The organism is Hymenobacter lapidarius (assembly GCF_001816145.1).
Classification (GTDB): Bacteria; Bacteroidota; Bacteroidia; order Cytophagales; family Hymenobacteraceae; genus Hymenobacter; species Hymenobacter lapidarius.
Window position 1 is genome coordinate 25,106 of record NZ_MDZB01000098.1, and the last position, 22,764, is coordinate 47,869.

General features: G+C 59.8%; 24 protein-coding genes, 1 tRNA gene and 1 pseudogene. 15 read left to right on the forward strand and 11 right to left on the reverse strand.

Annotated elements, in window-relative coordinates; genetic code table 11:
* The first annotated feature begins 83 nt into the window (after nt 1–83).
* Nucleotides 84–1,469: an APC family permease gene (locus tag BEN47_RS08390; RefSeq protein WP_070727169.1), complete on the forward strand. Its 1,386-nt coding sequence runs from the start codon at nt 84–86 to the stop codon at nt 1,467–1,469.
* Between the two features lie 35 nt (nt 1,470–1,504).
* On the forward strand, nt 1,505–2,068 hold the full coding sequence (locus tag BEN47_RS08395) for a hypothetical protein (RefSeq protein WP_125921582.1): 564 nt from the start codon (nt 1,505–1,507) through the stop codon (nt 2,066–2,068).
* On the opposite strand, the gene BEN47_RS08400 is transcribed toward BEN47_RS08395, so the two are convergent.
* The 6 genes from BEN47_RS08400 to BEN47_RS08425 form a co-directional block, all read right to left on the reverse strand.
* Entirely contained in the window at nt 2,065–2,571 is a 507-nt protein-coding gene (locus BEN47_RS08400) for a GNAT family N-acetyltransferase (RefSeq protein ID WP_070727173.1), read from the reverse strand. The genes BEN47_RS08395 and BEN47_RS08400 overlap by 4 nt on opposite strands.
* Before the next feature lie 12 nt (nt 2,572–2,583).
* Complete coding sequence (gene hemB / locus BEN47_RS08405; protein ID WP_070727175.1) at nt 2,584–3,570, reverse strand: porphobilinogen synthase; 987 nt, start codon at nt 3,568–3,570, stop codon at nt 2,584–2,586.
* A 101-nt stretch (nt 3,571–3,671) separates the two neighbouring features.
* A complete protein-coding gene (locus tag BEN47_RS08410; protein WP_125921583.1) occupies nt 3,672–4,199 on the reverse strand; it encodes a hypothetical protein in 528 nt (175 codons plus the stop codon).
* A gap of 57 nt (nt 4,200–4,256) precedes the next feature.
* On the reverse strand, nt 4,257–5,381 hold the full coding sequence (locus BEN47_RS08415) for an NAD(P)/FAD-dependent oxidoreductase (RefSeq protein ID WP_083322257.1): 1,125 nt from the start codon (nt 5,379–5,381) through the stop codon (nt 4,257–4,259).
* A 118-nt stretch (nt 5,382–5,499) separates the two neighbouring features.
* Nucleotides 5,500–6,750: an ornithine--oxo-acid transaminase gene (gene rocD / locus BEN47_RS08420; protein ID WP_070727180.1), complete on the reverse strand. Its 1,251-nt coding sequence runs from the start codon at nt 6,748–6,750 to the stop codon at nt 5,500–5,502.
* A 70-nt stretch (nt 6,751–6,820) separates the two neighbouring features.
* Nucleotides 6,821–7,330: a hypothetical protein gene (locus BEN47_RS08425; protein ID WP_070727183.1), complete on the reverse strand. Its 510-nt coding sequence runs from the start codon at nt 7,328–7,330 to the stop codon at nt 6,821–6,823.
* Between the two features lie 79 nt (nt 7,331–7,409).
* On the opposite strand from BEN47_RS08425, the gene BEN47_RS08430 reads away from it, so the two are divergent.
* The 10 genes from BEN47_RS08430 to BEN47_RS21395 all read left to right on the forward strand — a co-directional run bounded on the left by BEN47_RS08430 (nt 7,410) and on the right by BEN47_RS21395 (nt 12,018).
* Nucleotides 7,410–7,592, forward strand: a complete 183-nt coding sequence (locus BEN47_RS08430; RefSeq protein ID WP_070727184.1) for a C1orf53 family protein — start codon at nt 7,410–7,412, stop codon at nt 7,590–7,592.
* Between the two features lie 84 nt (nt 7,593–7,676).
* Complete coding sequence (rpmB, locus tag BEN47_RS08435; RefSeq protein WP_070727186.1) at nt 7,677–7,916, forward strand: 50S ribosomal protein L28; 240 nt, start codon at nt 7,677–7,679, stop codon at nt 7,914–7,916.
* Between the two features lie 373 nt (nt 7,917–8,289).
* Nucleotides 8,290–8,472 (forward strand): 50S ribosomal protein L33, encoded by a 183-nt coding sequence (gene rpmG, locus BEN47_RS08440; protein WP_035567317.1) that lies wholly within the window; start codon nt 8,290–8,292, stop codon nt 8,470–8,472.
* 8 nt (nt 8,473–8,480) lie between these two features.
* Nucleotides 8,481–8,645, forward strand: coding sequence for a DUF4295 domain-containing protein (locus BEN47_RS20240; protein ID WP_083322258.1), 165 nt, complete (start codon nt 8,481–8,483; stop codon nt 8,643–8,645).
* A gap of 186 nt (nt 8,646–8,831) precedes the next feature.
* Nucleotides 8,832–9,803, forward strand: coding sequence for a signal recognition particle-docking protein FtsY (gene ftsY, locus BEN47_RS08445; RefSeq protein WP_070727188.1), 972 nt, complete (start codon nt 8,832–8,834; stop codon nt 9,801–9,803).
* Between the two features lie 77 nt (nt 9,804–9,880).
* Nucleotides 9,881–10,729 (forward strand): 3-hydroxyacyl-CoA dehydrogenase NAD-binding domain-containing protein, encoded by an 849-nt coding sequence (locus BEN47_RS08450; RefSeq protein WP_070727190.1) that lies wholly within the window; start codon nt 9,881–9,883, stop codon nt 10,727–10,729.
* Nucleotides 10,730–10,742: 13 nt separating this feature from the next.
* Entirely contained in the window at nt 10,743–11,219 is a 477-nt protein-coding gene (locus BEN47_RS08455) for a Rieske (2Fe-2S) protein (RefSeq protein ID WP_239691544.1), read from the forward strand.
* A 111-nt stretch (nt 11,220–11,330) separates the two neighbouring features.
* A tRNA-Asn gene (locus BEN47_RS08460) sits at nt 11,331–11,404 on the forward strand.
* A 297-nt stretch (nt 11,405–11,701) separates the two neighbouring features.
* Nucleotides 11,702–11,830: a hypothetical protein gene (locus BEN47_RS22465; protein ID WP_262490389.1), complete on the forward strand. Its 129-nt coding sequence runs from the start codon at nt 11,702–11,704 to the stop codon at nt 11,828–11,830.
* A gap of 29 nt (nt 11,831–11,859) precedes the next feature.
* Nucleotides 11,860–12,018 carry a hypothetical protein gene (locus tag BEN47_RS21395; RefSeq protein WP_158010933.1) on the forward strand — a complete coding sequence of 53 codons (159 nt, stop codon included), beginning with the start codon at nt 11,860–11,862 and terminating at the stop codon, nt 12,016–12,018.
* 13 nt (nt 12,019–12,031) lie between these two features.
* Here BEN47_RS21395 and BEN47_RS08465 read toward each other — a convergent pair whose 3' ends face one another.
* The 5 genes from BEN47_RS08465 to BEN47_RS08485 all read right to left on the reverse strand — a co-directional run bounded on the left by BEN47_RS08465 (nt 12,032) and on the right by BEN47_RS08485 (nt 20,934).
* The gene (locus tag BEN47_RS08465; RefSeq protein ID WP_070727191.1) at nt 12,032–12,508 is read right to left on the reverse strand and encodes a carboxypeptidase-like regulatory domain-containing protein; all 477 of its coding nucleotides are present in this window, start codon (nt 12,506–12,508) and stop codon (nt 12,032–12,034) included.
* A gap of 311 nt (nt 12,509–12,819) precedes the next feature.
* A complete protein-coding gene (locus tag BEN47_RS08470; RefSeq protein ID WP_070727193.1) occupies nt 12,820–13,176 on the reverse strand; it encodes a glyoxalase superfamily protein in 357 nt (118 codons plus the stop codon).
* 598 nt (nt 13,177–13,774) lie between these two features.
* Nucleotides 13,775–16,585 carry a M36 family metallopeptidase gene (locus BEN47_RS08475; protein ID WP_070727195.1) on the reverse strand — a complete coding sequence of 937 codons (2,811 nt, stop codon included), beginning with the start codon at nt 16,583–16,585 and terminating at the stop codon, nt 13,775–13,777.
* 299 nt (nt 16,586–16,884) lie between these two features.
* Nucleotides 16,885–19,623: an NIDO-like domain-containing protein gene (locus tag BEN47_RS08480; RefSeq protein ID WP_070727198.1), complete on the reverse strand. Its 2,739-nt coding sequence runs from the start codon at nt 19,621–19,623 to the stop codon at nt 16,885–16,887.
* A gap of 516 nt (nt 19,624–20,139) precedes the next feature.
* Nucleotides 20,140–20,934, reverse strand: a complete 795-nt coding sequence (locus BEN47_RS08485; protein ID WP_070727200.1) for a S1/P1 nuclease — start codon at nt 20,932–20,934, stop codon at nt 20,140–20,142.
* Between the two features lie 209 nt (nt 20,935–21,143).
* Here BEN47_RS08485 and BEN47_RS21400 point away from each other — a divergent pair, with 209 nt between their 5' ends.
* From BEN47_RS21400 to BEN47_RS22475, 3 genes and pseudogenes are all read left to right on the forward strand, one after another.
* Complete coding sequence (locus BEN47_RS21400) at nt 21,144–21,572, forward strand: hypothetical protein (RefSeq protein ID WP_070727202.1); 429 nt, start codon at nt 21,144–21,146, stop codon at nt 21,570–21,572.
* Between the two features lie 50 nt (nt 21,573–21,622).
* Nucleotides 21,623–22,096 (forward strand): annotated as a pseudogene (locus tag BEN47_RS22470) (family 43 glycosylhydrolase); the annotation flags it as partial.
* A gap of 101 nt (nt 22,097–22,197) precedes the next feature.
* Nucleotides 22,198–22,599 carry a family 43 glycosylhydrolase gene (locus BEN47_RS22475; RefSeq protein WP_262490390.1) on the forward strand — a complete coding sequence of 134 codons (402 nt, stop codon included), beginning with the start codon at nt 22,198–22,200 and terminating at the stop codon, nt 22,597–22,599.
* Nucleotides 22,600–22,764: the final 165 nt, after the last annotated feature.

The following is a 22,764-nucleotide window of genomic DNA, read 5'->3' on the forward strand; positions in this document are numbered from 1 at the left end:
GATTTACCCTCCGCTACCGGGCAAAGGAGCAGCAGCCTACGGAGGAGGCTAGAACTAGCGCATCAGGCACTACTTTCGTCCCCATGTCCCAACCCACTTTGCAGCGCCGCCTCGGCATCGTTCAAGCCACTGCGCTAAATATGATTGACATGGTGGGCATTGGTCCCTTTGTCACCCTACCGCTCGTGATGGGTTTTATGGGCCCGAACTTCCTGCTGGCGTGGCTGGTAGGCGCAGGCCTGGCCCTGGTCGATGGCCTGGTGTGGAGCGAGCTGGGCGCGGCGTACCCCGAAGCGGGCGGCTCTTACCGCTTTCTCAAGCTGGCGTATGGCGAGCACAAATGGGGGCGGTTGATGTCGTTCCTCTACGTGTGGCAAACGCTGGTGCAGTCGCCGCTGGTGCTGGCCTCGGGCGCCATCGGCTTCGCCCAGTACTTCGGCTACCTCGTGCCCATGACGGAGTGGTGGCAGCCGAAAATAGTGTCCGGCGCCGTGGTGCTGCTGCTCATCGTGCTGCTCTATCGCCGCATTGAGGACATTGGCCGGCTGGGCGTGATGCTGTGGGTAGGCGTGCTGGGCCTCATGGGCTGGCTGATTTTCGGCGGCCTCACCCACGCCAACCACGAAGTGGCCTGGCTGCCCAGCGGCGGCGTCTCGGCCCTGCCGGGCGTGCTGCTGTCGGCCGCCATGGGGCAGGCCGCTATCAAAACCGTTTATTCCTACCTGGGCTACTATAACGTGTGCCACCTGGGCGGCGAAATCGTGAACCCGCAGCGCGTGATTCCGCGCAGTATTTTCTTCAGCATCCTCGGCATCATGGCCCTGTACCTGCTGCTGAACTGGAGCGTGGGCACCGTTATTCCGTGGCAGGAGGTGCAGAGCTGGCAGGCCGGCGGCGCGGGCGCCATTGCCGACAAGTCACAGTTCATCGTGAGCCTGTTTGTGGAGCGGCTCTACGGCGTGGCCGCCGCGCAGGCTGCCACGGCGCTGGTGCTGCTGGTGGCGTTTGCTTCGCTGTTTGCGGTGCTGCTGGGCTACTCGCGCATTCCCTACGCCGCCGCCGCCGATGGCGAGTTTCTGTCCGTATTCGGCCGCCTGCACCCCACCAAAAACTTCCCTCACGTGTCGCTGCTCATTCTCGGCGGCATAGGTTTCGTGTTCAGCTTGCTGTTTCGGCTGGGCGAGGTAATTACGGCCATTCTGGCAATGCGCATTCTGGTGCAGTTTGTGGGCCAGGCCGTGGGGTTGATGCTGCTGCGCCGCCGGCGCGGCACGGCCTCGCTGCCATTCAAGATGCCGCTCTACCCGCTGCCGGTGCTCATTGCCATTGCCGTGTGGCTGCTGATTTTCTGGAGCACGGGCCCGCAGTTTATGCTCTCCGGCTTGGCCGTGACGGTGCTGGGCGTGGTGGTGTTTCTGCTCTGGAGCCGCCGGCTGAAGCGCTGGCCGTTTGAGCAAAATAACGCATAGCCTATACCATTCAATAACCTGCGATGGTCCGTTTTGTGCTGCTTGTTTCCCTGCTGTGGCTGAGCTTGCCAGGCCTTGCCCAGGTCAGAAAACCGCTGCCCCTCGGCTACCTGCAATGGAGCGCCACCCACCGCCTGCAGCCCTCCGACTTCCAGTTTCGCCTGCGCCCCCAAAACAACCTAAACCAAAGCGTGGGCAGCATGGGCTTGCAGATGGACGGCATGGTGGGGGACCTGTTTGGCAAAAGGGCCAACCGGGTAGTCCAGAACGTTTTCCATAGCGCCGGTTCCTACCTCGATTCTACCGACCAAACGACCACGGCCCTGCAAATCCGCTACATCCAGACCCTGTGGGACATCAACGAAGTGGCCGCCCGGCACCTGCGGCAGGAACTACGAGCAGGCGCCAAACGCATGCTGCTGATAGGCAAGCCCGATATCAATGACTTGTTCAGGGCGGCCTATGAAAACGCCAACAAGCGGCAGATTCAATACGCCGACGAAACCAAATACGGCCTGTTCCTCGACAAGCAGGCAGTATGGGAGCGCCTGCTCGTCAGTGAATTGGCCGAGCTAGCCGCCTTCGCAGTACCCGACTAACCCAGTCGCTTCTCGTAGCAGAAAAACCGCAGCCCCGGCCGAAACCCCAGCGTAATCTCGCCCGCAAACCGGTAGCCCAGTTTCGGGAAAAGCCGTTGCGTAGCGGCGTTTTCCGAATTGGTGTCCACGCGCAGCACCTGCAAGCCTTGCGCCACCGCCTGCGCTTCGGCTTGCGCCATGAGGGCCAGGGCCACGCCGCGGCCCTGCGCGGCAGGGTCTACGGCCAAGCGGTGCGTCACCAGGGCCGGCTCGGTCACGTCCCAGTAGGCCTGGGCGTACTCGGCATCCTGGTCCTGGGTAAGGGCGGCCACACCGGCCACCGCGCCGTCCAGCTCGGCCACCCACAGGTGGTTGCGTTCAATATCGGCGGTGAATACGGCTTCATTTGGGTAATCCACCGACCATTGAAAGTTGCCGCTGGCGTTCATCAGCGGCACCACGCGCCGTATCAGGGCCAGAATGGCGGGTACGTCGGTCAGCGTGGCGCGGCGGGTTGCTGGCATGCTGGACGGGGTTTAGCCGCGGCGCAGCACGGCGGCCGCTTCTTTAGCGAAATAGGTCAGAATGGCATCCGCACCGGCGCGCTTGATGCTGGTGAGCACCTCCATCATCGTCTTCTCACCGTCGAGCCAGCCGTTTTGGGCCGCGGCTTTCACCATGGCGTATTCGCCGCTCACGTTGTAGGCCGTCACGGGTAGGTGGGTGCGCTCCTTCACGGCATGAATCACATCCAGATAGCTCAAAGCGGGCTTTATCATCACCATGTCGGCGCCTTCGGCCTCATCGAGAGCCAGCTCGCGCAGGGCCTCGCGCTTGTTGGCGGGGTTCATCTGGTAGCTCTTTTTATCGCCCTTTTTCGGGGCCGAATCCAGGGCATCGCGAAACGGGCCGTAGAAGGCTGAAGCGTATTTGGCCGTGTAGCTCATAATGCTCACGTGTTGAAACGCATTCTCATCAAGCACCCGCCGAATCCAGGCCACGCGTCCGTCCATCATGTCGCTGGGCCCGATGATGTCGGCGCCGGCGCGGGCCTGCGCCAAAGCCATCTGACCCAGTACTTCCAGGGTCGCGTCGTTGAGGATTTCGCCAGACTCAGCATCCACTACGCCGTCGTGGCCGTCGCTGCTGTAGGGGTCCATGGCCACGTCGGTCATCAGCACCACGTCCGGAAACTGCCGCTTGATGTCGGCCACGGTCTTCAAATACAAGCCCTCGGGATTGGCCGATTCCTTAGCCAGCCGGTCCTTCAATGAGTCGTTGATGCTTGGAAAAGGAGCGAAGGCCTTTATGCCCAACTCCACGCATTGCCCCACTTCCTCAATAATTTTATCAGCCGAATACCGGTAGATGCCCGGCATGGATTTCACTTCCAGCGCCTGGTTCTGGCCTTCGATGAGAAACAGGGGAAAGATGAAATCATGGGTGGTGAGGCGGGTTTCCTGCACCATATCACGGATAACTTCGGACTTGCGGTTGCGGCGAGGGCGGTGGGTGGGAAGCATAAGCTGGGATTACAGCAGGCGCAGGACCTTGGCGTGAAGAGTTGAAATAAGCGTGGCTTAAAAAGCGCAACGGTGCCACAAAGTTCGTCCCGAACCGCCAACTACCGCCCAAAAGGGTCGAGGTAGGCCACCAACACGGCCAGCGCGGCCAGTCCGGCCACAATGCCCCACACTAGTCCGCCGCTGAGCAGCAGCCCTACCAGTGCAATGGGCAGCATTATCAGACCCAAAACGCCCAGTACGGTGGTGCCCAGTCCCGCTTCGGCCGTGGTCTGTGGCCGCTGCAGCAGTGCCCGGCGGTGCGGCACAGCCTTGCTCGTGGCTACTTCAGCCAGAACCGGTGCTACTGCCACAGCCGGCGCTGGCGTTCGCAGTTGCCGCAATTGCTTGCGCGGCCGCACTCCAACGCGCGGCTGCACCGGCACCGCTACCAAAGCCGCTTTAGCCGCCGCCACCGGTTCTTCCACGGCCACGGGCACGGCCGCGAGCGCCAGCCGCATCCGCCCCGGCGCCGGCTGAAACGAAAAGCCAGGCCGACTGCTCTGGCAGCCGCTGGCCAGGCCCGCGAAAACCATTACCAGTGCCAGCAGGCGGGGTTGCAACGAACGGGGACGCGTAGAAAAAAGCATAAATGAAAAGCAGGGTTGGGAGCTGAGCTATGCTGTACGAATATCTGCCGGTTTCCGCTACCCGTGGGCCAGTTTCTCGGCCGCCTGCCAGCCTGTGCCGGCCCCCATGGCCACGCCCATGCCGTTGCAGCGCACGGCGGCCAGCACGCCGGGCTTTACCCAGTCAATAAGCGGTGCCAGCTCCGCGCCGAACCCCATCACCCCACTCCACCGGTAATCGATACGGGGCTGCTGGCCGGGCAGTATGACGTCGTGCAGCAGCTGTTCCAGGTAGTGCTGCACGGGTTCCGTCAGGCCGGGCACGGTGGTGGCTTCGGCAGCAAAATCCAGGTTGCGGCCCCCGCCCAGCAGCAGGCGCTGGTCCGGCAGCTGGCGGAAGTACGCATAGCCGTGGTCGTAGTGAAAAGTGCCCGGCAGGCGCACGTCCGGCAGGGGCTCGGTCACCAGGACCTGCCCGCGCCCCGGCACCACTCCCAAGTTGGGTAGCAGCTCGGCTGCAAAGGCATTGGTAGCCACCAGCACCTGGCCCGCCGCTATGCCAACCCCGTTGCTGAGATGCACCCGCGAGCCGCCGCCCGCCGTGGCTTCCATGGCTTCCACGCTGCAGCTGGTGAGCACGGGCACATCCACCGCCCACACCCGGGCCAGCAAGGCGCGCATCATGCGGCCGGCATCCAGGCTGCCTTCGCACTCGTTCTTGAGCAAAGTTCCAACGCCCGCAAACCCGAAGCAGTCACCCTCGCTACTAGCGTCGCTGAACGTGCGCGCGTGCCCCATTACCGGCGCCAGCAGCTCATTGAAGTAGTCAATTTTGGCGAGGCATTCTGTGGCCAATGCCTCCTCTTCGTGCCGGAACAACTCGTAGCCGCCCACCGGCTGGTAGTCCAGCTCGGCATCGCCAACCAGCTCGCGCAGCCGCGCCAGCCCGGCACAGCGGGCACTCACCACAGCTTGCAAATCGCCGCGCTTCTCCTGCTCTATCAATTCCGATATCGACCCAAAGCAGGCAAATCCCGCGTTCTTCGTAGAAGCTCCACTCGGCAGCAGGCCGCGCTCCAGCACCACCACCCGCCAGGTGGGGCGCCGCTGTTTCAGGTACAGCGCGGCCGTAAGCCCCACTATTCCAGCGCCGATAATTACGACGTCGCCGGCCCAAAAAACGATTGGTGCTCCCAGTAGGATAGCGCGAAGTTTTGCAAAATTTTAAAAGGAAAGTCCCGCAAGTAAGTCCCGCAAAAGGTAAGTCCGGCGAAGAAAACGTAGCGCGACTTACCTTTTAAAACTTCGCGAAACCTTGCGCTTAAAAGGCCAGAATAACCTCCTCAATTATATCGCAGGCCTCGTGCAGCTGCTCCTCCGTAATCACTAGCGGCGGGGCAAAGCGGATGATGTCGCCGTGGGTGGGCTTGGCCAGCACGCCGCGCTCCATGAGCGTCACGCACACGTCCCAGGCGGTGCGGCCGTCATCGGAGGGCCGGATAATCACCGCGTTTAGCAGGCCTTTGCCGCGCACCAGCTCCACGGTTTCGGGACGCTTGGCTTGCACCTGGCGCATCCGGGTCCGGAAAATTTCGCCCAGCCGGTGGGAGTTGGCGGTTAGGTTTTCGTCCAGCAGCACGTCGAGCGCGGCGCGCATCACGGCGCAGGCCAGCGGGTTGCCCCCAAAGGTGGAGCCGTGCTGCCCCGGCTGAATGGTCAGCATAATGGAGTCGTCGGCCAGCACCGCCGACACCGGCAGCACGCCGCCGCTCAGGGCTTTGCCCAGAATGAGGATGTCGGCGTGCACCGCCTCGTGGTCGCAGCACAGCAGCTTGCCGGTGCGGCCCAGACCGGTCTGGATTTCATCGGCCACAAACAGCACGTTGTGCGCGCGGCACAGCGCCGCGGCCTGCGCCAGATAGCCCACCGATGGCACCATTACGCCCGCTTCGCCCTGAATTGGCTCCACCATGAAGGCGCATACGTGCGGGTCTTTCAGCGCCTCCTCCAACGACGCAATGTCGTTGTAGGGCACCACCTGGTAGCCCGGCATGTACGGCCCGAAGCCGCCCGTGCTGTCGGGGTCGGTGCTGAAGGAAATGATGCCCGTGGTGCGCCCGTGGAAGTTGTGCTCGGCCACCAGAATGCGGGCCATGTTCGGCGCAATCCCCTTTTCCTGGTAGCCCCACTTGCGGGCCAGTTTCAGGGCAGTTTCCACGGCTTCGGCACCCGAGTTCATCAGCAGGGCCTTGTCGTAGCCAAACAGCTCGCACAGCTGCTTCTCGGCCGCGCCCAACTGGTCGTTGAAAAAAGCCCGCGATGTGAGCGTAAGCTGCTGGGCCTGCTTGGTCAGTGCCCCAATGATGCGCGGGTGGCAGTGGCCCTGGTTCACGGCCGAATACGCCGACAGGAAATCATAGTAATGCTTGCCATCCACGTCCCAGAGGTGCACGCCTTCGCCCCGGGTGAGCACCACGGGCAGGGGGTGGTAGTTGTGGGCGCCGTACTGGTCTTCGAGCTGCATCAGCTGCTCGGCGCGGCTGGCAGTGGCGGTAGGAGTGGAGGTCTGCATACGGTGGGGCGCGAGTGGTGATGAGAGTGCGAAATTACGGCTTTTCACTCCGCAAAGTCGCAACACACGGCTAGCGCAGCGGCAGGCGTTCGAGCTGGCGGGCCGCGTCGAGGTGCCGGCCCACGTAGTTGCCCTCCTCGCGGCCACTGGCGCGCAGCATGGTCCAGTCTACCACGGCCGTTTCGGGAAAGCTCACGGGCAGCGGCTCGGCCAGGCCGGTGGCACCCGTCAGGCTGGGCAGCAGCAGCGCCTGAATGCTGCCGCCGCGCCACCCCAGCACCCGGGCCGAAGCCTGGCGGAAGCTAGTGTCGGTAGCCTGCACCCGCACCGAGAGCAGCAGCTGGTCGCCTTGAGGTAGCCCCGCCAGAAACCGTTTTTTGGCGGCTGGCAGGGTCCGCAGCGCTTCGCGCAATGGGTCGGCCAGCCCGGTTTGGGCGCGGGCCAGGGCCGCCCGCAGGCCTGCCGGGGCCGTAGCAGTGGTCAGTACCACGGGGCGCTCGCCCTGGGCGGGTGCCTTCCGGGCAGCGAGCAGCACCGCTCCCATCAGGAGCAGCAACAGGAAAGCGAGGGTCGATTTCATGAGAAAGGGCCGAAAGCAGCGATAACAAGTTACGGACGGAAACACTTGCAACGAAGCCCGCCGTACCTTTGATTCACTCATGCCGCCCCCCGTACCCCAGCCGCTGCAGCCCGGCGATTTTTACTACACCCCCGAGGGCTACCTCGTCTTCACCGAGCAGTACCACCGGCGCCGGGGCAGCTGTTGCCAGAGCAGTTGCCGGCACTGTCCCTGGAATTTTCGGGCCAAAGCAGGCTCTCAGAGCGCATCCGGGCAGAAATAAGCGTGGGGTGCTTGGTGAATGCCAGACTTTTGCCGATATTTGCGGCCCGTTTCCCTGCATTGTAATTTTTAACCCTTCGATATTATGGCCCGTGTTTGTGATTTGACCGGCAAGCGTACCCGCGTTGGTAACAACGTATCGCACGCTAACAACAAGACCAAGCGCAAGTTCTATCCGAACCTGCAGAAAAAGCGCTTCTACATCCCCGAGCAGGATGCTTGGGTAACCTTGAAAGTAGCCACGTCCACCATCCGCACCATCAGCAAGAACGGCATCATGTCGGTCCTGAAGAAGGCCAAGGAGCAGGGCTTCATCGTTTACTAGCGTGAGTAACCGGGGCTGAGGATGCGCAAGCCCGGACTGGGCTGGTCGCTATTCGCCCCCCACACCCAAAGCCAGCGCCGATACGCTTGCCCCTGCGGCAACCGTATCGGCGCTGGCTTTGTCAGGTGGCAGCCTCGGAACACTGGCGCTGGGCCCACGAAGCAAAGGAAAAGCAGCCGTAGCCCGTAGTAGCAGCCGGGCATTCAGAGCTGTATTCCAGCATTGCCTGGGCGATATTTGTTGGCACTGCTGACGGGTTTTGACGGCGTTCTGCTTCGCCAACTGAAAGTTGGCAGTCGTTTTCCTTTGTCGTTTGCAAAAAGACCCGTACCTTTGCAGTCCTAAATTTTAAAAAAACAACACCCCCGTCGAGATGGCCAAGAAAGGAAACCGGGTGCAGGTTATCATGGAATGCACCGAGCATAAAACCTCGGGGATGCCGGGCACCTCGCGCTACATCACCACCAAGAACCGCAAGAACACCCCCGAGCGCATCGAGTTGAAGAAATTCAACCCCATCCTCAAGAAAATGACCGTTCACAAGGAAATTAAATAACCTGAACAATGGCTAAGAAAGTAGTAGCAACTCTGAAAACCACAGAGAACGCCAAGAACTGGGCAAAGGTGATTCGTGCCGTGAAATCGGAGAAAACCGGTGCTTATACCTTCCGCGAGGAGATGGTCCTGCTTGATAAAGTGCAGGAGTACTTGGCCACTGGCAACAAATAAGTTGCCCCAACCAGCTTCGTAAAAGTTTAAAAAGTCCCACCTTCGTGGGACTTTTTGCGTGTAATACGCCTGTCATACTGACGAAGGAAGCATCTTATCACGGCCGCTTTCGTCAGCGACACCTCCCTACCCCGAGCTTCGCGAGCGTGATAAGCTGTTTCGCGGGCTCAGCATGACAGAACCTCAATGGGCCTCTTCGATTTTTTTAAAAAGGACAAGGAAAGCACCACGCAGCAGGCGTCGCTTGACGCGGGCCTGGAAAAAACCAAAACCAATTTCTTCGACCAGCTAAGCAAGGCCGTGGTGGGCAAAAGCACCGTGGACGAGGCGGTCCTCGACGACCTGGAAGGCCTGCTGGTGCACGCCGATGTGGGCATTGAAACCACGGTGAAGGTGATTGACCGCATCGAAGCCCGGGTGGCGCGCGACAAATACGTGAGCACCGGCGAGCTGGACCGCATCCTACGCGAGGAAATTGTGGCCCTGCTGGAAGACAATAATTCCGGCTCCACGGCAGTACTCGACAGCGCCGGTAATAACGGCCAGCCTTATGTCATTATGGTGGTAGGCGTGAATGGCGTGGGCAAAACCACCACCATTGGCAAGCTGGCCCACCGCTTCCACGCCGCGGGCAAGAAAGTGGTGCTGGGCGCCGCCGATACCTTCCGGGCCGCCGCGGTTGACCAGCTCATCATTTGGGGCGAACGGGTGGGCGTGCCCGTGGTGAGCCACGGCATGAACACCGACCCCGCCTCCGTGGCCTACGACGCCGTGCGCAAAGGCGTGGAGCTTGGCGCCGATGTGGTCATCATCGACACGGCCGGCCGCCTGCACAACAAGGTGAACCTGATGAACGAGCTGACTAAAATCAAGCGCGTGATGCAAAAGGTAGTTCCCGATGCCCCGCACGAGGTGCTGCTCGTGCTGGACGGCAGCACGGGCCAGAACGCGTTTCTGCAAGCCAAGGAGTTTACCAAAGCCACCGAAGTCACGGCCCTGGCCATCACCAAGCTCGACGGCACGGCCCGGGGCGGCGTGGTGATTGGCATATCGGACCAGTTCAGCATTCCCGTGCGCTACATCGGAGTGGGGGAGAAAATGACCGACCTGCAGCTGTTTGACCGGCACACGTTCGTTAATTCGCTGTTCAAGAAATAACCTTTTTAAAAAGAGCCCCTCGCAACGGCCCGCCTCGTCAAGCCCTGCTTGATGGGGCGGGCGTTTACCTTCGCGCCATGAAAAACATTCAAACCCTGGCCGTGGTGGGGGCCGGCACCATGGGGCTGGGCATTGCGCAGCTGGGCATTCAGCACGGCCTGCCCACCATTTTATTCGACCTGAGCTCCTCGGCGCTGGAAAAGGCCCACACGGCCATTGCTGCCGGCTTGGGCAAGCTGGTGGCGAAGAACAAGCTCACCGCCGAAGCCCGCGATGAAGCGTTGGCCCGCCTTACGCCCACCACCGACATGAGCATCGTGCAAGCCGACCTCATCATCGAGGCCGTGGTGGAGCGGCTCGATGTGAAGCACCAGCTATTCCGGGAACTAGCCACCATCAATGGCCCGGAAACCATTCTGGCGTCCAACACCTCTTCGCTGCCCATTACGCAGCTCGCGGCGCCCGTTCCTCACCCGGAGCGGGTGGTGGGCATGCACTTCTTCAATCCGGCCCCGCTGATGCCCCTGGTGGAGGTAATTAGCGGCGTGGCCACCGCCCCCGCCGTGGCCGATGCTGTGGAAGCCCTGGCCAGGCGTTTGGGCAAAACGCCCGTACGGGCTGCCGATGCTCCCGGCTTCATTGTGAACCGCGTGGCGCGCCACTACTACGTGGAGAGCCTGAAAATTGTGGAAGAGAACGTGGCGTCTTTCCAAGTGGTGGATGAATTGCTGGAAGCCAGTGGATTCAAAATGGGGCCGTTCCGGTTGATGGACTTGATTGGCGTCGACACCAACTTTTCGGTGACCAGCGCCATGTTTGCCTCTTTCCATCAGGACGCCAAGTTTCGGCCCAGCCGCATTCAGCAGCAGAAAGTGGACGCCGGCTACCACGGCCGCAAAACGGGGCAAGGCTTCTACACCTACTAACAAGCTCCCCGCAATGACCACATGCCTATTCCTCTCGCCTGTTCGTGGCTTTTCACGCTGGTTGCCCCTGCTGGCGTTGCCCCTACTGGCAGCGTGCGGCGACAATGCCAGCGACCAGCCGCTGATACCCTACGCGCCGGTCAACCTGAGCATTAATATCACCAATCAGCAGTACGCGCCCCTGCGCTTTGACAACGGCGCCGTGACCCTGCCCGTGCAGGGTCCCGCCGGCCTGGGCGGTGTGAAAGGCGTGATTGTGGTCCGCCAGAGCGCCAGTACCTTCCTGGCATTCGAGCGCAATTGCCCGTATCAGCCCTATGATGCCTGCGCAACTGTCAGCATCGACCGAAATTCTCGATTGTTCATGCGCGACTCGTGCTGCACTTCGCAATTCGATTTGCGGGGCCAAGTCACTGGCGGTCCGGCCCCAAGGCCGCTGAAGCAGTACAGCACCAGTCTGCAGGGCAGCCTACTCAGCATCACAAATTAGCGGTTTGCGTAACTTTTTAGAAAAAAAAGTTGATTTTGGCTTGTGCTTTTTTAGAGAAGGTCGTAAGTTTGCAGTCCGAAACAAGAACAACCGGGTTTCGGGTAAGCAATTGCTTCCTTAGCTCAGCCGGTTAGAGCATCTGACTGTTAATCAGAGGGTCCCTGGTTCGAGCCCAGGAGGGAGCGCTAAAAAAGAAAATACCCACCTGATAAAGGTGGGTATTTTCTTTTTTAGAGAGTTGTAACCGCGCCCTTACGGACGCGCCATCCCACAAGGTGACGCGTGTAGCGAAGCCGCTGTACGTTGCAGGAGCGTTTCTTTCAGGTGTTCAGCCGCAGGACAAAAGCCGATTCGTCATGACTCAATTCCAACTACCCGCCCTCAATTACCTACAGTACCAGTTTCGGCCGGACTTGCAGGTGCTGGTGGGGCGGTGGCTGCACTAACCTTGTGATGAGGAACTGCTAGCCGGCTACTGCCGGATGCTCAATGTGGCCGTTGAAAACGGAGCCCGCCTGTGGCTCATTGATACGCGCCGCCGCACCCGCGCCACCCAACAAGCCACGCCCTGGATGATGGAGCAATTCATGCCGCAATTGCCAGGCCTCTGAACGGGTAGGTGCATCTGGCCTACCTGTTTATGCCCCTGCATTTGCATGAAATTGAGCACGACACCAACGTGCTACAAATCACTTACTTCAACGGACGCCCCTACCATGTGGAGCGCTTCACTGAGGAGTACGCCGCCATGACTTGGCTACAGGCCATGTGGGAGCAGGAATACACGCACCGCGAGTGATGACGCGGTACGCTTACTTGAGGATGGTGCTGCGGTTGTTCAGCCGAACCACTTGGCCGGCTCGCTTGCCGGTTTGCTTGATGCGCGCGGTGGGTGCTTTAGCTAACACTAGGCGCGGTAGCGAACAATCGGCCAGGGGAATCTCACGGCTAACGTAGCCCGCAGCTCCAATCGTGAGAATTTGGCCTTCGTAGACTGGGTCTGTAAACTGAAATTTTCCTTCGGAATCGGTGACGTAAACCTGGTGCGTGCCTTTTACTACCAAGGTAGCTCCCCGCAAGGGCTCGCCATTGGCCTCAAATACCTTGCCTATAATGAGCGCGCAGGCCAGCCGCATGGGCTGCGTGGCCGCAGAGGAAGAGCGTGAAGACAACGCAATGCGACCATCAGCACCACCGGCCTGGGCCATCGAAGTGTTGGCGCCTTGGGCAACTGCCGGATGGGCAGTGCCCGAGGCGGCAATTGCAGCGGCAAGGAAAAGAAAACGCATAAGAAGTAAGAAAAAAGTCGACTCCAAGGCCTGCTAAAACCGATAATACTACCGTTGTATTCACCTAACACGCACAAAAGAGGTCAGATGTTCCCAGTCATGCATACCCAGAGCCAGGAGGACGCGGTGTAAGGCCATTGGCCAATAAATAGCCATGCCCGTCTCCAAAATTGCCGCAACAGTCCGCTGCAACAATAGCACTGACTAAAGGAGTAAATAGACGGTATCAGCAACAAGATAGCACAATGTAGGGATTTAACGCAAAATATAAGAATAATTTACGTTTTAATTATAATTATCAAGCTTGCATTTTATCCACAGGCCTCAACAAACACAACGCGGTTGCCGAACGGGTCAATGACCTCGGCTTGCATCACCTTGTCGCTCCAATTGGTTTTTTTCAGGTTGGGGCGCATAAAAGGGTAGTCTTTTTGCGTCAGCAAATGGTGGTACGCCAGTAGGCCATTGATTTCGGCCATTACCTTCGACCCCGGACAACTGTCGCCGTGGTGGCCCGTGAGGTGCAGCACAATATCGCCGCGCGACACCTGCATGTACAGGGGACCTTGCGCCGGACGCTCCTCCCAATCGATGTGAAAGCCCAGCCATTCAACGTAGAATTCGCAGGCTTTTTGATAATCAAATATTCTGAATATTGGTGTTACCATTTAGTGTCTATAGTTTATAGCGGGCAGTTGTTGGGGGTTTATAAAGCTACTGCTTACAATTATGAAAAAAGGAGTGTCGTGTTGTAAACGCAAAGCTTGCAGGCGCTTTGGAGTGATGTAGCAAGTAGCAACCTGCTTAGGCCAATGCTGCTGTGAAGATTGGGACTGTTGAATGCGACTATGCTCAATTACAGTGCCGAGTGCAGCCGAAGCACTACCTTGAAACCGTTATTATGCTGTTTGAAAGGTGCTTTGGAAAATATCCGAACGGTCATACTGGGCTCAGTTGAAGCATCTCTACTGCTTCGTAAGCGTCATTCTGCAATGCGGCCTGGATGCTTTGGCTACGCGCTTCATGGCCATTTCTCTCAGACGATAGGGTTTTGGAATAGTCCTGTCTGTTTGTTCAGCAACAAGCGGTTAGGCACGTCTACGAGGCCAGGCGCTAAGGGGAAATGATACCAATTAGCATTAATTGGTTGATGCGCTACTACTTAACGCTATTCGACGTCATTGGACAGTGCAGAGGGGAGGCCTGAAAGCAAAAAAAGAGCTCAGCCGAAGCTGAGCTCTTTTCAAAGGGATGGCAGCCGGCAGCTTAGTGCTGAATGCTAACCTTGGTGCTGTACGTACCGCTGGTGGTGGTAACGCGCACCATGTAGATGCCGGGAGCAACCTGGCTGGTGTTCAGCTCAATGCCGCTTTTCTGCATTTGCGCAACCGGTACCGATACCGAACGCAGCACGGTTTTGCCCAACAGGTCAACCATGGTCACCTGCATGGGGGCGGCGCTGGACAGCTGTGTGCGAACGGTGAGGATGTCCTGAGCGGGGTTGGGGTAGGCCTCAAGCGAGCTGCCTGTAACGGCGCTGTTCTTGTTGGCCAGCACAATCACCTTGCTGGTAGGGGGCAGGTTAAAGCCTTCCACAATGCCCGTCACCTTGGGGGTGCCGTCGGTGCGGTCGCCCTGTACGGCGTTAAAGCCCATGCCCCGACGGGCAAACACGTTCCAAATCAGGTCGGCGTTGGCGGCGCGGTTGGTCAGGGAGTCGGCGCGCAACAGGGCGTCACGGCCATCAAGGAAACCGGGGTTGCACACTTGCAGCTTGCAGCCGTCAAGCACCAGTTTGAGCATCTTGTTATTGCCGCCGGTGGCGCTGAAGAAGTCGGTGTTGTAGCCGTACTTGTAGATGAACTGCCAGTTCAAATCCCAGAGCACCGTGGCCCATACCTCGCCCACGGCGTGAGTTGTCTGATACTGGCCCGCTCCCGTACCCAACTGCGCATAGGTGTAGTTGTTCTGCGCGAAGTCGGTGGTGTAGGGCTTGTTGCGGAAGCCGGGTCCCGTAGCATACGGTTGGCCGGAGTCGTAGGTGGCGATGTACCGCTTGGTGCTGCCGATGTCACCAGGGCGGGTCGTCATCCACAGCGCGAAGAAGTCGCTCCAGCCTTCGCCCATGGTTTGGTTACCGGTGGCCGAGTTGAGGCAGCTGGAGTTGGCCGGGCCGCCGGTGAGGCGATTCGAGATGCCGTGGCCAAATTCATGCGAAACCACACCGTTGTCAAACGAGCCGTCGAAGTCGGGCCCCAAAGCTGCCGTCGCGTTAAGGATGCCACCGGCTCTGATTGCTTCCCGCAGCTTGAAACCATCGGCGCCGCTGATGAAAATAGCGGGAATGCGAATGCCGACGGTGTCAGTACCACCAAAATTCACGAGGTTGGTGGTCGCCAGCGAGTCAAATACAATTACCGAAGTGGCGCCGTTGTCCTGGGCACGCTTCACTTTGGTGGCGAATGCGTTGGTAGCCCGGGGGTTAAGGGTGGTGAGCTGGGGGCAGCCACCGCGTTGAATGAAGGCAATGTTACCGGCTACTTCAGCCGCGTTCACGAAGGGTGAAGCGCAACCGTGGTCGCCGCCGTTGGCCGATACGCCGTCGTTCACAAGCACCAGCTTGCCAGATATTGGTTTTTTGGTGAGGCGCGGGCCAAACGATACACCCGCAAAACGGTAGGTGCCAGCCGCCGGCGCCGGGCCAGTAACGGTGAGAGCGTTGGCAGCAGTGTTGTCGAACAAATACATCTGCATCCGGCCGGAGGTACCATCTGCCGGCGTCGAGAAGTTGGCGTTGTTGCGGCCGCTGCCGTCCTGCGATTCTGCCCGGACTTGGTCGTTGCCCAGGCCCAGGCCGGTAATGTTTTTGTATTGGAAGTTGCCCGATACTTCGTCAAATCCCTTGCTCATCATCACGTCGTGGAGCATGTTGTTCCAGTAGAACAAGTTCGTGATGCCAGCCGCCAGGTTGCCCGCGTCGCGGGGCCCTTGCGTCTGAACAAACGGAAAGTCAAAATCCCGGGTGGGGCCGCCATCCGGCGAAGAAGCAACAGTTGTGAAGCCAGCCGTGCCACCGCCGGAGGTAGTCGAAGCGTTGTCGTCGTAGGCGGCTACGTTGTTGCCACGCGTTAGCTGCTTGCCGGTCGAAAGCAAGGAGTAGCTGTCGGCAAAGAAGCCGGCCGGAGCTTTGCTATCGCCCACCTGCCAGCCATAAGGCGAGTACCGCAGGTCGGTCGAGCTGAACGGAACCACCACACGGGGGGAAAGGACAGGGCTCTCGAAAGGAACCGGAATAACGGTCATGCTATTCGGCTGGCCCGTCACGCCTTTGGCACTGCGCACGGCGCGCATGTCCACAGGCTTGGCAATGGGGCGAATTTGGCGCTGGGCCTGCGCCTCCATCACGTTCTGGCGGAAAGTTGCCTTCTCGCTCACCACGTAGTCGTTCTGGTCTACGAGGCGGCCGGTTTGGGCATCTACGCGAGCGTTCCAATAATGCTCCTGGTCGAGCTGGGCAATGCTCACGTTCCAGACCAGCACCAGCTTATTGGCCACGCGAACGTACATGAGGCGCACCGGAATGTTCTCTTCCGAGATGCCGCCTTTGTTAAACACAATGCCATCGGCCGCCCGGCCCTCCAGCACGCGCTGCAGGCCAGCGGGGCGAGGCAGTGCCAGGCCTTTGGCGGCAGCTGCCACGGCCTGCTCTGCCGAAAGCGCTGCGGTAGCCGAAGGGGCTACTGCCGCCGCGCCCGGCATAAAGTCCTGCGTGAGGAGTACTGCTTTACCGTTTTTGTCGGTGTGTACGGCCCCCGTGGCGTTGAATACCGCAAGGCCATTCACGCGCTGGTTCAGGTAGGTGTGCGTGAGGCCGGTGCTGGCGTCGTAGTAGGAGCTGCTCACGTAGGGATTGGCCACGTCGGCAGCACTCAGGCCGCTTTGGGCCTTGGCTTTGGCCGAGAAGGAGGCCACCGCCTCGGTCACTGGCGTTTGCTGCGCCAGCGCCAGACCCGGTACCGCCAGTGCAATGGCCAGGGCCAGGGTGCGATAGCCCGAATTAGTAGGATTCAGAGTCATATAAAATGAAGTGTTGAAAAACTAGAAGCTTGAAGAACAGCCGTTGCACGGCTGGTTGTGGGAACGGTGACCGGACTAGTAGCGTGTAGCAGTTGTGCTGCAGGTAGCGTGTAGCAGTTGTGCTGCAGGTAGAAGAGTCCCGGGTGGTGAAATCTGGTGTCGAAGCCAAGCTCATTCGCAGCCTCTGTACGCGCTTATTGTTCTGGATAGAAGCAACAACCGGGGCAACAGCGAGAATTGAAAAGGCGTTCGACACCAGATTATTTTTCACAAACAGTAGTTGAAAATCGAATGCTCGATTACTTGGCAATGCTCACGCGGCTGGTCGTGTACTCGCTGCCGTTGCGCACCTGCAGGTAATAGATGCCGGGCGCGAGGCTGGTCAGGTCGAGCTTGTTGGTGTAGTTGTCGCGGGCCGAGCCCGAGTACACGCGCTGGCCGAGGGTGTTGGTCACCACTACATCGAGTGCGCCTTTGGCGTTGGCACCGCGGATTGAGAGGTCGAAACGGCCCGTGGTCGAAGGATTCGGGAATATGCTGATAGCGCGCAGCAGCGCCTCCGAGTTGGCCGAAACGGCCGTGGCGGTGATGGCGATGTCGTCGAGGTACAGGATGCCCTGGTTGGCGGCGCTCTTGACGCGGAAGCCTACGTACTGCGTGCCGGCCCCGGCGGGGAGCAAGGCTACTGCCGGCGTGGAAGTACCGTTGGCCAGTGCGTACGACGTGTTGGTGATGGCGGCGTTGGTGTACAGCACGTTGGTTTGAGCGGCTACCGTAGGAGCCGAGCCCGAGGTTACTTCCAGGCTTTCGGTGTAGGAAGAGGGGCTGTTGGCAATGCCCTCGCCGCGGTAGCGGAAGGATACTTGGTAGCGCGTGTTGGCCGCCAACGTCAGGGCGGGAGTAAAGAACCAATCGTTAGCCGCCACATTGCTCAGGGTCAGGCCATTGTAGCGAATGCTGCTGCTGCCCGAGTTGGGGTTAACTTTCGAAACGGCCCAGGTAGTGCCGTCGTTGTTGCCGTCCAGGGCCGTAAATCCGCAGGGGAGGGCCTGGCCAACGGGCAGGTTGTCGAAGTTTTCGGCGTAGGGGAACGCGGCAACCACCGTGGTGGCGGCGCAGCCCGTGCTGAAGTTGAGGGGGCCGGTGAGCAGGCTCGTGCCGCCGCCGGTGCAGTTGGTGCGCACGTACACTTGGTACAGGGTGCCGGGCTGCAGGCCGGTGATGGTGGCGGGGCTGCCGGTAGCCGTGACGGTGGTACCGCCCGTGGCCGGCTGAAACCCTACCGGGCCATAAATCAACTGGTAGCTGCCCGAGGTGGTGGCGTCGGTGAAGGAGATAACCGCGGTGGTGGGTGTCACGCTCGTTACGGCCAGGGCGGTAGGAGCTGCGCAGCTTGGCGCGGGCGCCAGGCCCACTTCAATGGCCAGGCGGCGGGTGAAGGTAGTAGCTGCCAAATCGGTCCATGGCGCGGAGCCGTTGGCCGAGATGTAGAAAGTAGTGGCCCGCAGGGGAACCTCATTCTGACTGAGAATGCCTACCCCAGGAGTCTCCAGCTCTTTCACGCCAACGTAAAATGAACCGGAAAGCTGCAAGGCGGGTAGGGCAACGGTAACATCGCCGCCAGCGGCCGTGCGATTTTGGGGCGGGGAAGAATAAATCAGGTTGCCGGGAACACCGCCCGTGCCTGCCGCATCGTGCACTACTACCTGGAAGGAAGTGGTATTATTGGCAATAGGGGCAAACGAAATCAAGGCATCTTTCAATACCACAGTGTTGGGTACGGTGTACTTCACGCTGAGCACGCCTCCTACTGCTCCGTAGCTCAAGGCACCCGCGTTGGCGGGCTGGCCCTGGTCGATGTAGCTCAGGCGGTCGGCGGTGACAAGCTGTGTTACCGTGGCCGAATTGTTGATGTCGTTCTCATCGCTGGCCACGCTAACCTTAATGATGTTGGTGCCGGGGGTGAGTGTAGCCGGTAGCGCTGGGAATGCTACCGTGCCACGAGTGCCCACGGGCAGGTTCACCGTCACCGTTTGGGTCAGGGTATTGGCACCCGTTATGTCTAGCGTGATGACAACGCCGTTTTGAGCAGTGGTGCCCAAATTCGATACGAACGCCCGAATTTGCTGCGGTAGCGCACTCGGAGTAGCAATTTTGCCCAAGGTATAAACGGCCAATACTGCAACATCCTTCGCAAGGAGAACTGCTGGCGTGAAGCGGTACGTGCGGCCAGCATCAGGCCCAACCGAGCGTCGGAAATTGTGCGTGCTCGTGCCGTATTGCCCCGTAATAAAGACAGTAGTGGACCAAGCCGCCCCCGACTGGGTTTTGTTTCCCAAAACGGTTTGCCCGGTCGCGCTGCCCGAACCCTTTATGCCCACTGTGGGAAAGCGGGCTGTCTCGGTCCCGGTTGTTGCCGGCGTGGCCGCGCCGTACACAAACTCCACAACGTTGGAGGTTTGATATAGCTTTACCTGAAAAGAAAAATTGTCGTACTGCGCGGCACTACCGCCCGTCTTGTCGCGCACGTTCTTCCACTGGATGGTGCAGACCTGGTTGGGAGCCGTGCCCGTGGTCGTTACCCGGTATTCGGCTCCGCCCGACCCCGATTCCAAATCGAAGTTAAACGGCATCAGCAAATTGACATCCGCCGCACTCGCACTCGAAATCGGGTCGATGCCAGGCAATTGGCCGTTTTCGTACTCGGCGTACAAGTTGGCCACCGACGGAGCTGCATTGCCCAGCCGCATAACTCCGTTAGTGTTCAGTACAAACTGCGTGAAGTTCAGCCCGTTATAAGTAAAGGTGAAGCCAATAGACTGGGCGGCTGAGTTGGCATCGTCCGTGTTAGCAGTGGTGATGGCCGTGCCCGTAGTACCCAAGTCGGTGTAGGTGCCCGCGAGGTTGGTTGCATTGGACGCCGAGTAGTTGAGCGCCTGGGCTTGTGCCGCCACGGTAGTACTGCCCGCAAGTATGGCCGCCAAGCCAAGTTTTTGCAGGCAGCGAACCCACGTTTCCCGAGTGTAAGTGTTTGTCATGTAAGAAAAAAAAGGAGAGAAAAAGAAGTAAGCGCGAAAATCGAGTCCAAAACTGCTCGTGCAACTATAAAAGTAGGTTGAATAGATGAATCGGACCTACAATATCTGGCTTTTTTACCAATTAACCAATACTTTATAACCATGAGCGGCAAAAATAAATAGTTATCTTATTCGGTGATAAGAGCAGGTTGTCGACGGATTAGAACTTAAGAGAATTAAAAGTGTAATCTGCAGTATGGGTAATATATTAGTTGTTGAATAGATATTCTATGGCGTAAACTAATGTTTTTGTGCCAGCCAATGGGGTGGTTGATGCGGTGGTATTATCTCGGTTCGGTTTCTGATAAAATTATACTTAATCCATAAGCGTGGCGCCCGAGGTAAGGGTGTGTAAGGACGTGCTTTATAATATTAATAGTTATATATTATGTGTCGCCTAGCCAGCACGCATAAAGCCTTTTGCTGAAACCCCAAAAACAGCTACGCAGGTAGCTGGGTTTTTGGGGTAACTGCTTCCTAGTTGGCGAATGCCTCGTTCAGCACGCCCGCTAGGCGGATGCCGGCTTTGAGAATCTGCTGCTCCACGGCGGGGGCAAAGGCCGGGTAGAAGCGGTAGTCAAACTTGGGGCTGGCGGCGGCAGCGGCATACGCCGGCGTGCACAGCTGGTAGGACTCGAACAGCCAGATGGCCACGTCATCCTTCTGCCATTGCTTGATTTGGGCACGGGTGGCGCGGTCGTAAGCAACTGCCATTTCCGAGTAGGTGAAACCCGGGTACTCCACCAGGTCGCCGTCCCAGATGCTGTGCAGGTTGGTGTCGTGCCCGCGCCAGCTCACCGGAATGCCATTGCCGCCCCGGTCTTCGGCGCGGCCCACGTGCAGGGGCTGGTGCACGTCGCCCACCAGGTGCACCACAAATTTCAGGGCCTGCAGGCGTTCAGCGGCGGTCTTGCTTCGGTCTTGCAGGGTGCTGCGCATCAGCCGCAGGGCCGAGTAGGCATCGGTGGGTGCGGGCGCAGTGGTAGCGGTGAGCTGCGCCGTGAAAGCCGTCAGGTCGAGGCCGGCGGCTACGTTGAGGTAGTGCCACGGTCCCGTCTCCTTGTACTGCGGGTCGGAGCGGATTTCATCGGGCCAGGTACTCACCAGCGGCAGGGTCTCGGTGCCCAGCAGCCGGGCTATCTCGCGTTTGGCTTTGGCCGAGAGGTGGTTTTCGGCGATGCGGGCCACGGCCCGGTGGCCAGTGGTGCCCCAGGCAAAGGCGCTGCCCGGCGCACACAGCAGCACCAGCAAGATAATACGTTTCAGAAACATGGGAAGCGGAAGCAAATGAATAGTGGGCGGAAAAGACCCCCTGAAAAAGCGGGGCCACAAAGCTAGAGCCGTTCGCGGCTTCGGCCGGTTTGCGGCCCCAGCGGCCAGCGGTGCGGTTGCATTTGCAAAATGTTTCGGCACAAATGGTTTGCTGCTGTAAATTTGTCTGCTCAGACACCCGCCACAGTGGGTGCTAATACAGAGCCGCTATGCAGTTGGAAGTACTTGTTGAGTCCCCTTGGATATCCATCGGCTATGATGCCAAAAACCACTGGCTATACATGGATTGGCGGGGCGAGCACAACCAGGACACCACGCACGCTGCCTGCCTGCTGATGCTGCAAGCCCTGCAGGGCCGGCCGTGCGCTAAGATTCTGAACGATAATTCCAACATCACCCACACCACCATGACGCTCACGGAATGGGGCTTGCGGTGGCTGGAGGAAATGCGCAATGCCGGCCTGGAGTACATTGCCTGGGTGCTACCCAGCAGCTTGCTGGCCCGCCAGGCCGTGGAAAACACCGTGCATTACCTGGAAGCCCCCCAGGTGGGCACGTTCGACGATGTGGCCTCGGCTTACGTATGGTTGCAGCAGCAGCAGCAGCAACCCGTGCCCCAGGCAGCGAGCCAAGCGTAGCCCGGCTATGGCCCGGCGTTGGCGGCGGGCCTGCTTTTCACGCGGCGCTCATGTACACCAACCCTGTCATCGACGACAATTTTCCGGACCCTGCCATCATCCGCACCCGCAGTGGCTGGTACTACGCCTACGGCACCCAAACCAAGCGGGCCGGCGTCGTCATCAATCTGCAGGTGGCCCGCTCGGCGGATTTGATTAACTGGGAATACCTGGGCGAAGGCCTGCCTGAAAAGCCTAGTTGGGCCACCGAGAGCCAGAAAATATGGGCGCCGCACGTGAGCGAGCACCACGGGCGCTTTTACCTGTACTACTCGGCCCGGCCCAATGGCGCTGACCACTTCAGCCTGGCCGTGGCCGTGGCCGATGCGCCCGCTGGCCCGTTCCTAGACAGTGGCCAGCCGCTGCTGGCCGGCCCCGGCTTCACCTGCATCGACCCCATGGCGTTTGATGACCCCGCCACCGGGCAGCGGCTGCTGTACTGGGGCTCGGGCTTTGGCCCCATCTGGGTGCAGGAGCTGGCCGATGACCGCCTGGGCTTCCGAGCGGGCAGCGCGCCGCAGGCCCTTATTCACCCCAGCACCTCTCACGACCCCCGCGACTACACCGGCTGGTGGAAGCGGCCTGGGTGCACCAGCGTGCGGGCTGGTACTACCTTTTCTTTTCGGGCGACAACTGCTGTGGGCCCGAGGCTCACTACGCGGTGCTCGTGGCTCGGTCCCGCCACGCCACCGGCCCCTTCGAGACGTATGCCGCTGCCACGGGCAACCCGCACACGGCCCTGCTGACCGCCAATGCGCATTGGCACGCCCCCGGCCACAACTGCGTGGTGACCGATGCCGCCGGGCAAGACTGGCTGGCCTGCCACGCCATCGACCCCCGCCAGCCCACCTTCGATGCCATCGACGATTCGGAGGGCCACTCGCGCCGCGTGCTGGTGCTCGATAAGCTGGACTATGCCGAGGGCTGGCCCGTGGTGGCGGGCAGCTCGCCTTCGCGGGAGCCCCGGCCCGCGCCAGTGGGTCGGTAGGCAGGTCGTGGTTTTACAATACGGGGCGGCTTGCGCGGCTTTCGGGTGTGGCAGTGGGCGGCCTACGCGGCGGTGTGAGGCAATTACAAGGACTTCATTGCGCTATAATCAAGCTGAACAAAGCCAGGCCAGTCACTTTTCCGTAACTTGATTTGGGGGCCACAC

What these genes read in the sequence shown, in the direction of transcription:
- BEN47_RS08390 (WP_070727169.1), top strand. Translation starts at nt 84, where the DNA reads ATGTCCCAACCCACTTTGCAGCGCCGCCTCGGCATCGTTCAAGCCACT.
- BEN47_RS08400 (WP_070727173.1), bottom strand. Translation starts at nt 2,571, where the DNA reads ATGCCAGCAACCCGCCGCGCCACGCTGACCGACGTACCCGCCATTCTG.
- hemB (WP_070727175.1), bottom strand. Translation starts at nt 3,570, where the DNA reads ATGCTTCCCACCCACCGCCCTCGCCGCAACCGCAAGTCCGAAGTTATC.
- BEN47_RS08410 (WP_125921583.1), bottom strand. Translation starts at nt 4,199, where the DNA reads ATGCTTTTTTCTACGCGTCCCCGTTCGTTGCAACCCCGCCTGCTGGCA.
- rocD (WP_070727180.1), bottom strand. Translation starts at nt 6,750, where the DNA reads ATGCAGACCTCCACTCCTACCGCCACTGCCAGCCGCGCCGAGCAGCTG.
- BEN47_RS08425 (WP_070727183.1), bottom strand. Translation starts at nt 7,330, where the DNA reads ATGAAATCGACCCTCGCTTTCCTGTTGCTGCTCCTGATGGGAGCGGTG.
- BEN47_RS08430 (WP_070727184.1), top strand. Translation starts at nt 7,410, where the DNA reads ATGCCGCCCCCCGTACCCCAGCCGCTGCAGCCCGGCGATTTTTACTAC.
- rpmB (WP_070727186.1), top strand. Translation starts at nt 7,677, where the DNA reads ATGGCCCGTGTTTGTGATTTGACCGGCAAGCGTACCCGCGTTGGTAAC.
- rpmG (WP_035567317.1), top strand. Translation starts at nt 8,290, where the DNA reads ATGGCCAAGAAAGGAAACCGGGTGCAGGTTATCATGGAATGCACCGAG.
- BEN47_RS20240 (WP_083322258.1), top strand. Translation starts at nt 8,481, where the DNA reads ATGGCTAAGAAAGTAGTAGCAACTCTGAAAACCACAGAGAACGCCAAG.
- ftsY (WP_070727188.1), top strand. Translation starts at nt 8,832, where the DNA reads ATGGGCCTCTTCGATTTTTTTAAAAAGGACAAGGAAAGCACCACGCAG.
- BEN47_RS08450 (WP_070727190.1), top strand. Translation starts at nt 9,881, where the DNA reads ATGAAAAACATTCAAACCCTGGCCGTGGTGGGGGCCGGCACCATGGGG.
- BEN47_RS08455 (WP_239691544.1), top strand. Translation starts at nt 10,743, where the DNA reads ATGACCACATGCCTATTCCTCTCGCCTGTTCGTGGCTTTTCACGCTGG.
- BEN47_RS22465 (WP_262490389.1), top strand. Translation starts at nt 11,702, where the DNA reads ATGCTCAATGTGGCCGTTGAAAACGGAGCCCGCCTGTGGCTCATTGAT.
- BEN47_RS21395 (WP_158010933.1), top strand. Translation starts at nt 11,860, where the DNA reads ATGCCCCTGCATTTGCATGAAATTGAGCACGACACCAACGTGCTACAA.
- BEN47_RS08465 (WP_070727191.1), bottom strand. Translation starts at nt 12,508, where the DNA reads ATGCGTTTTCTTTTCCTTGCCGCTGCAATTGCCGCCTCGGGCACTGCC.
- BEN47_RS08470 (WP_070727193.1), bottom strand. Translation starts at nt 13,176, where the DNA reads ATGGTAACACCAATATTCAGAATATTTGATTATCAAAAAGCCTGCGAA.
- BEN47_RS08475 (WP_070727195.1), bottom strand. Translation starts at nt 16,585, where the DNA reads ATGACTCTGAATCCTACTAATTCGGGCTATCGCACCCTGGCCCTGGCC.
- BEN47_RS08480 (WP_070727198.1), bottom strand. Translation starts at nt 19,623, where the DNA reads ATGACAAACACTTACACTCGGGAAACGTGGGTTCGCTGCCTGCAAAAA.
- BEN47_RS08485 (WP_070727200.1), bottom strand. Translation starts at nt 20,934, where the DNA reads ATGTTTCTGAAACGTATTATCTTGCTGGTGCTGCTGTGTGCGCCGGGC.
- BEN47_RS21400 (WP_070727202.1), top strand. Translation starts at nt 21,144, where the DNA reads ATGCAGTTGGAAGTACTTGTTGAGTCCCCTTGGATATCCATCGGCTAT.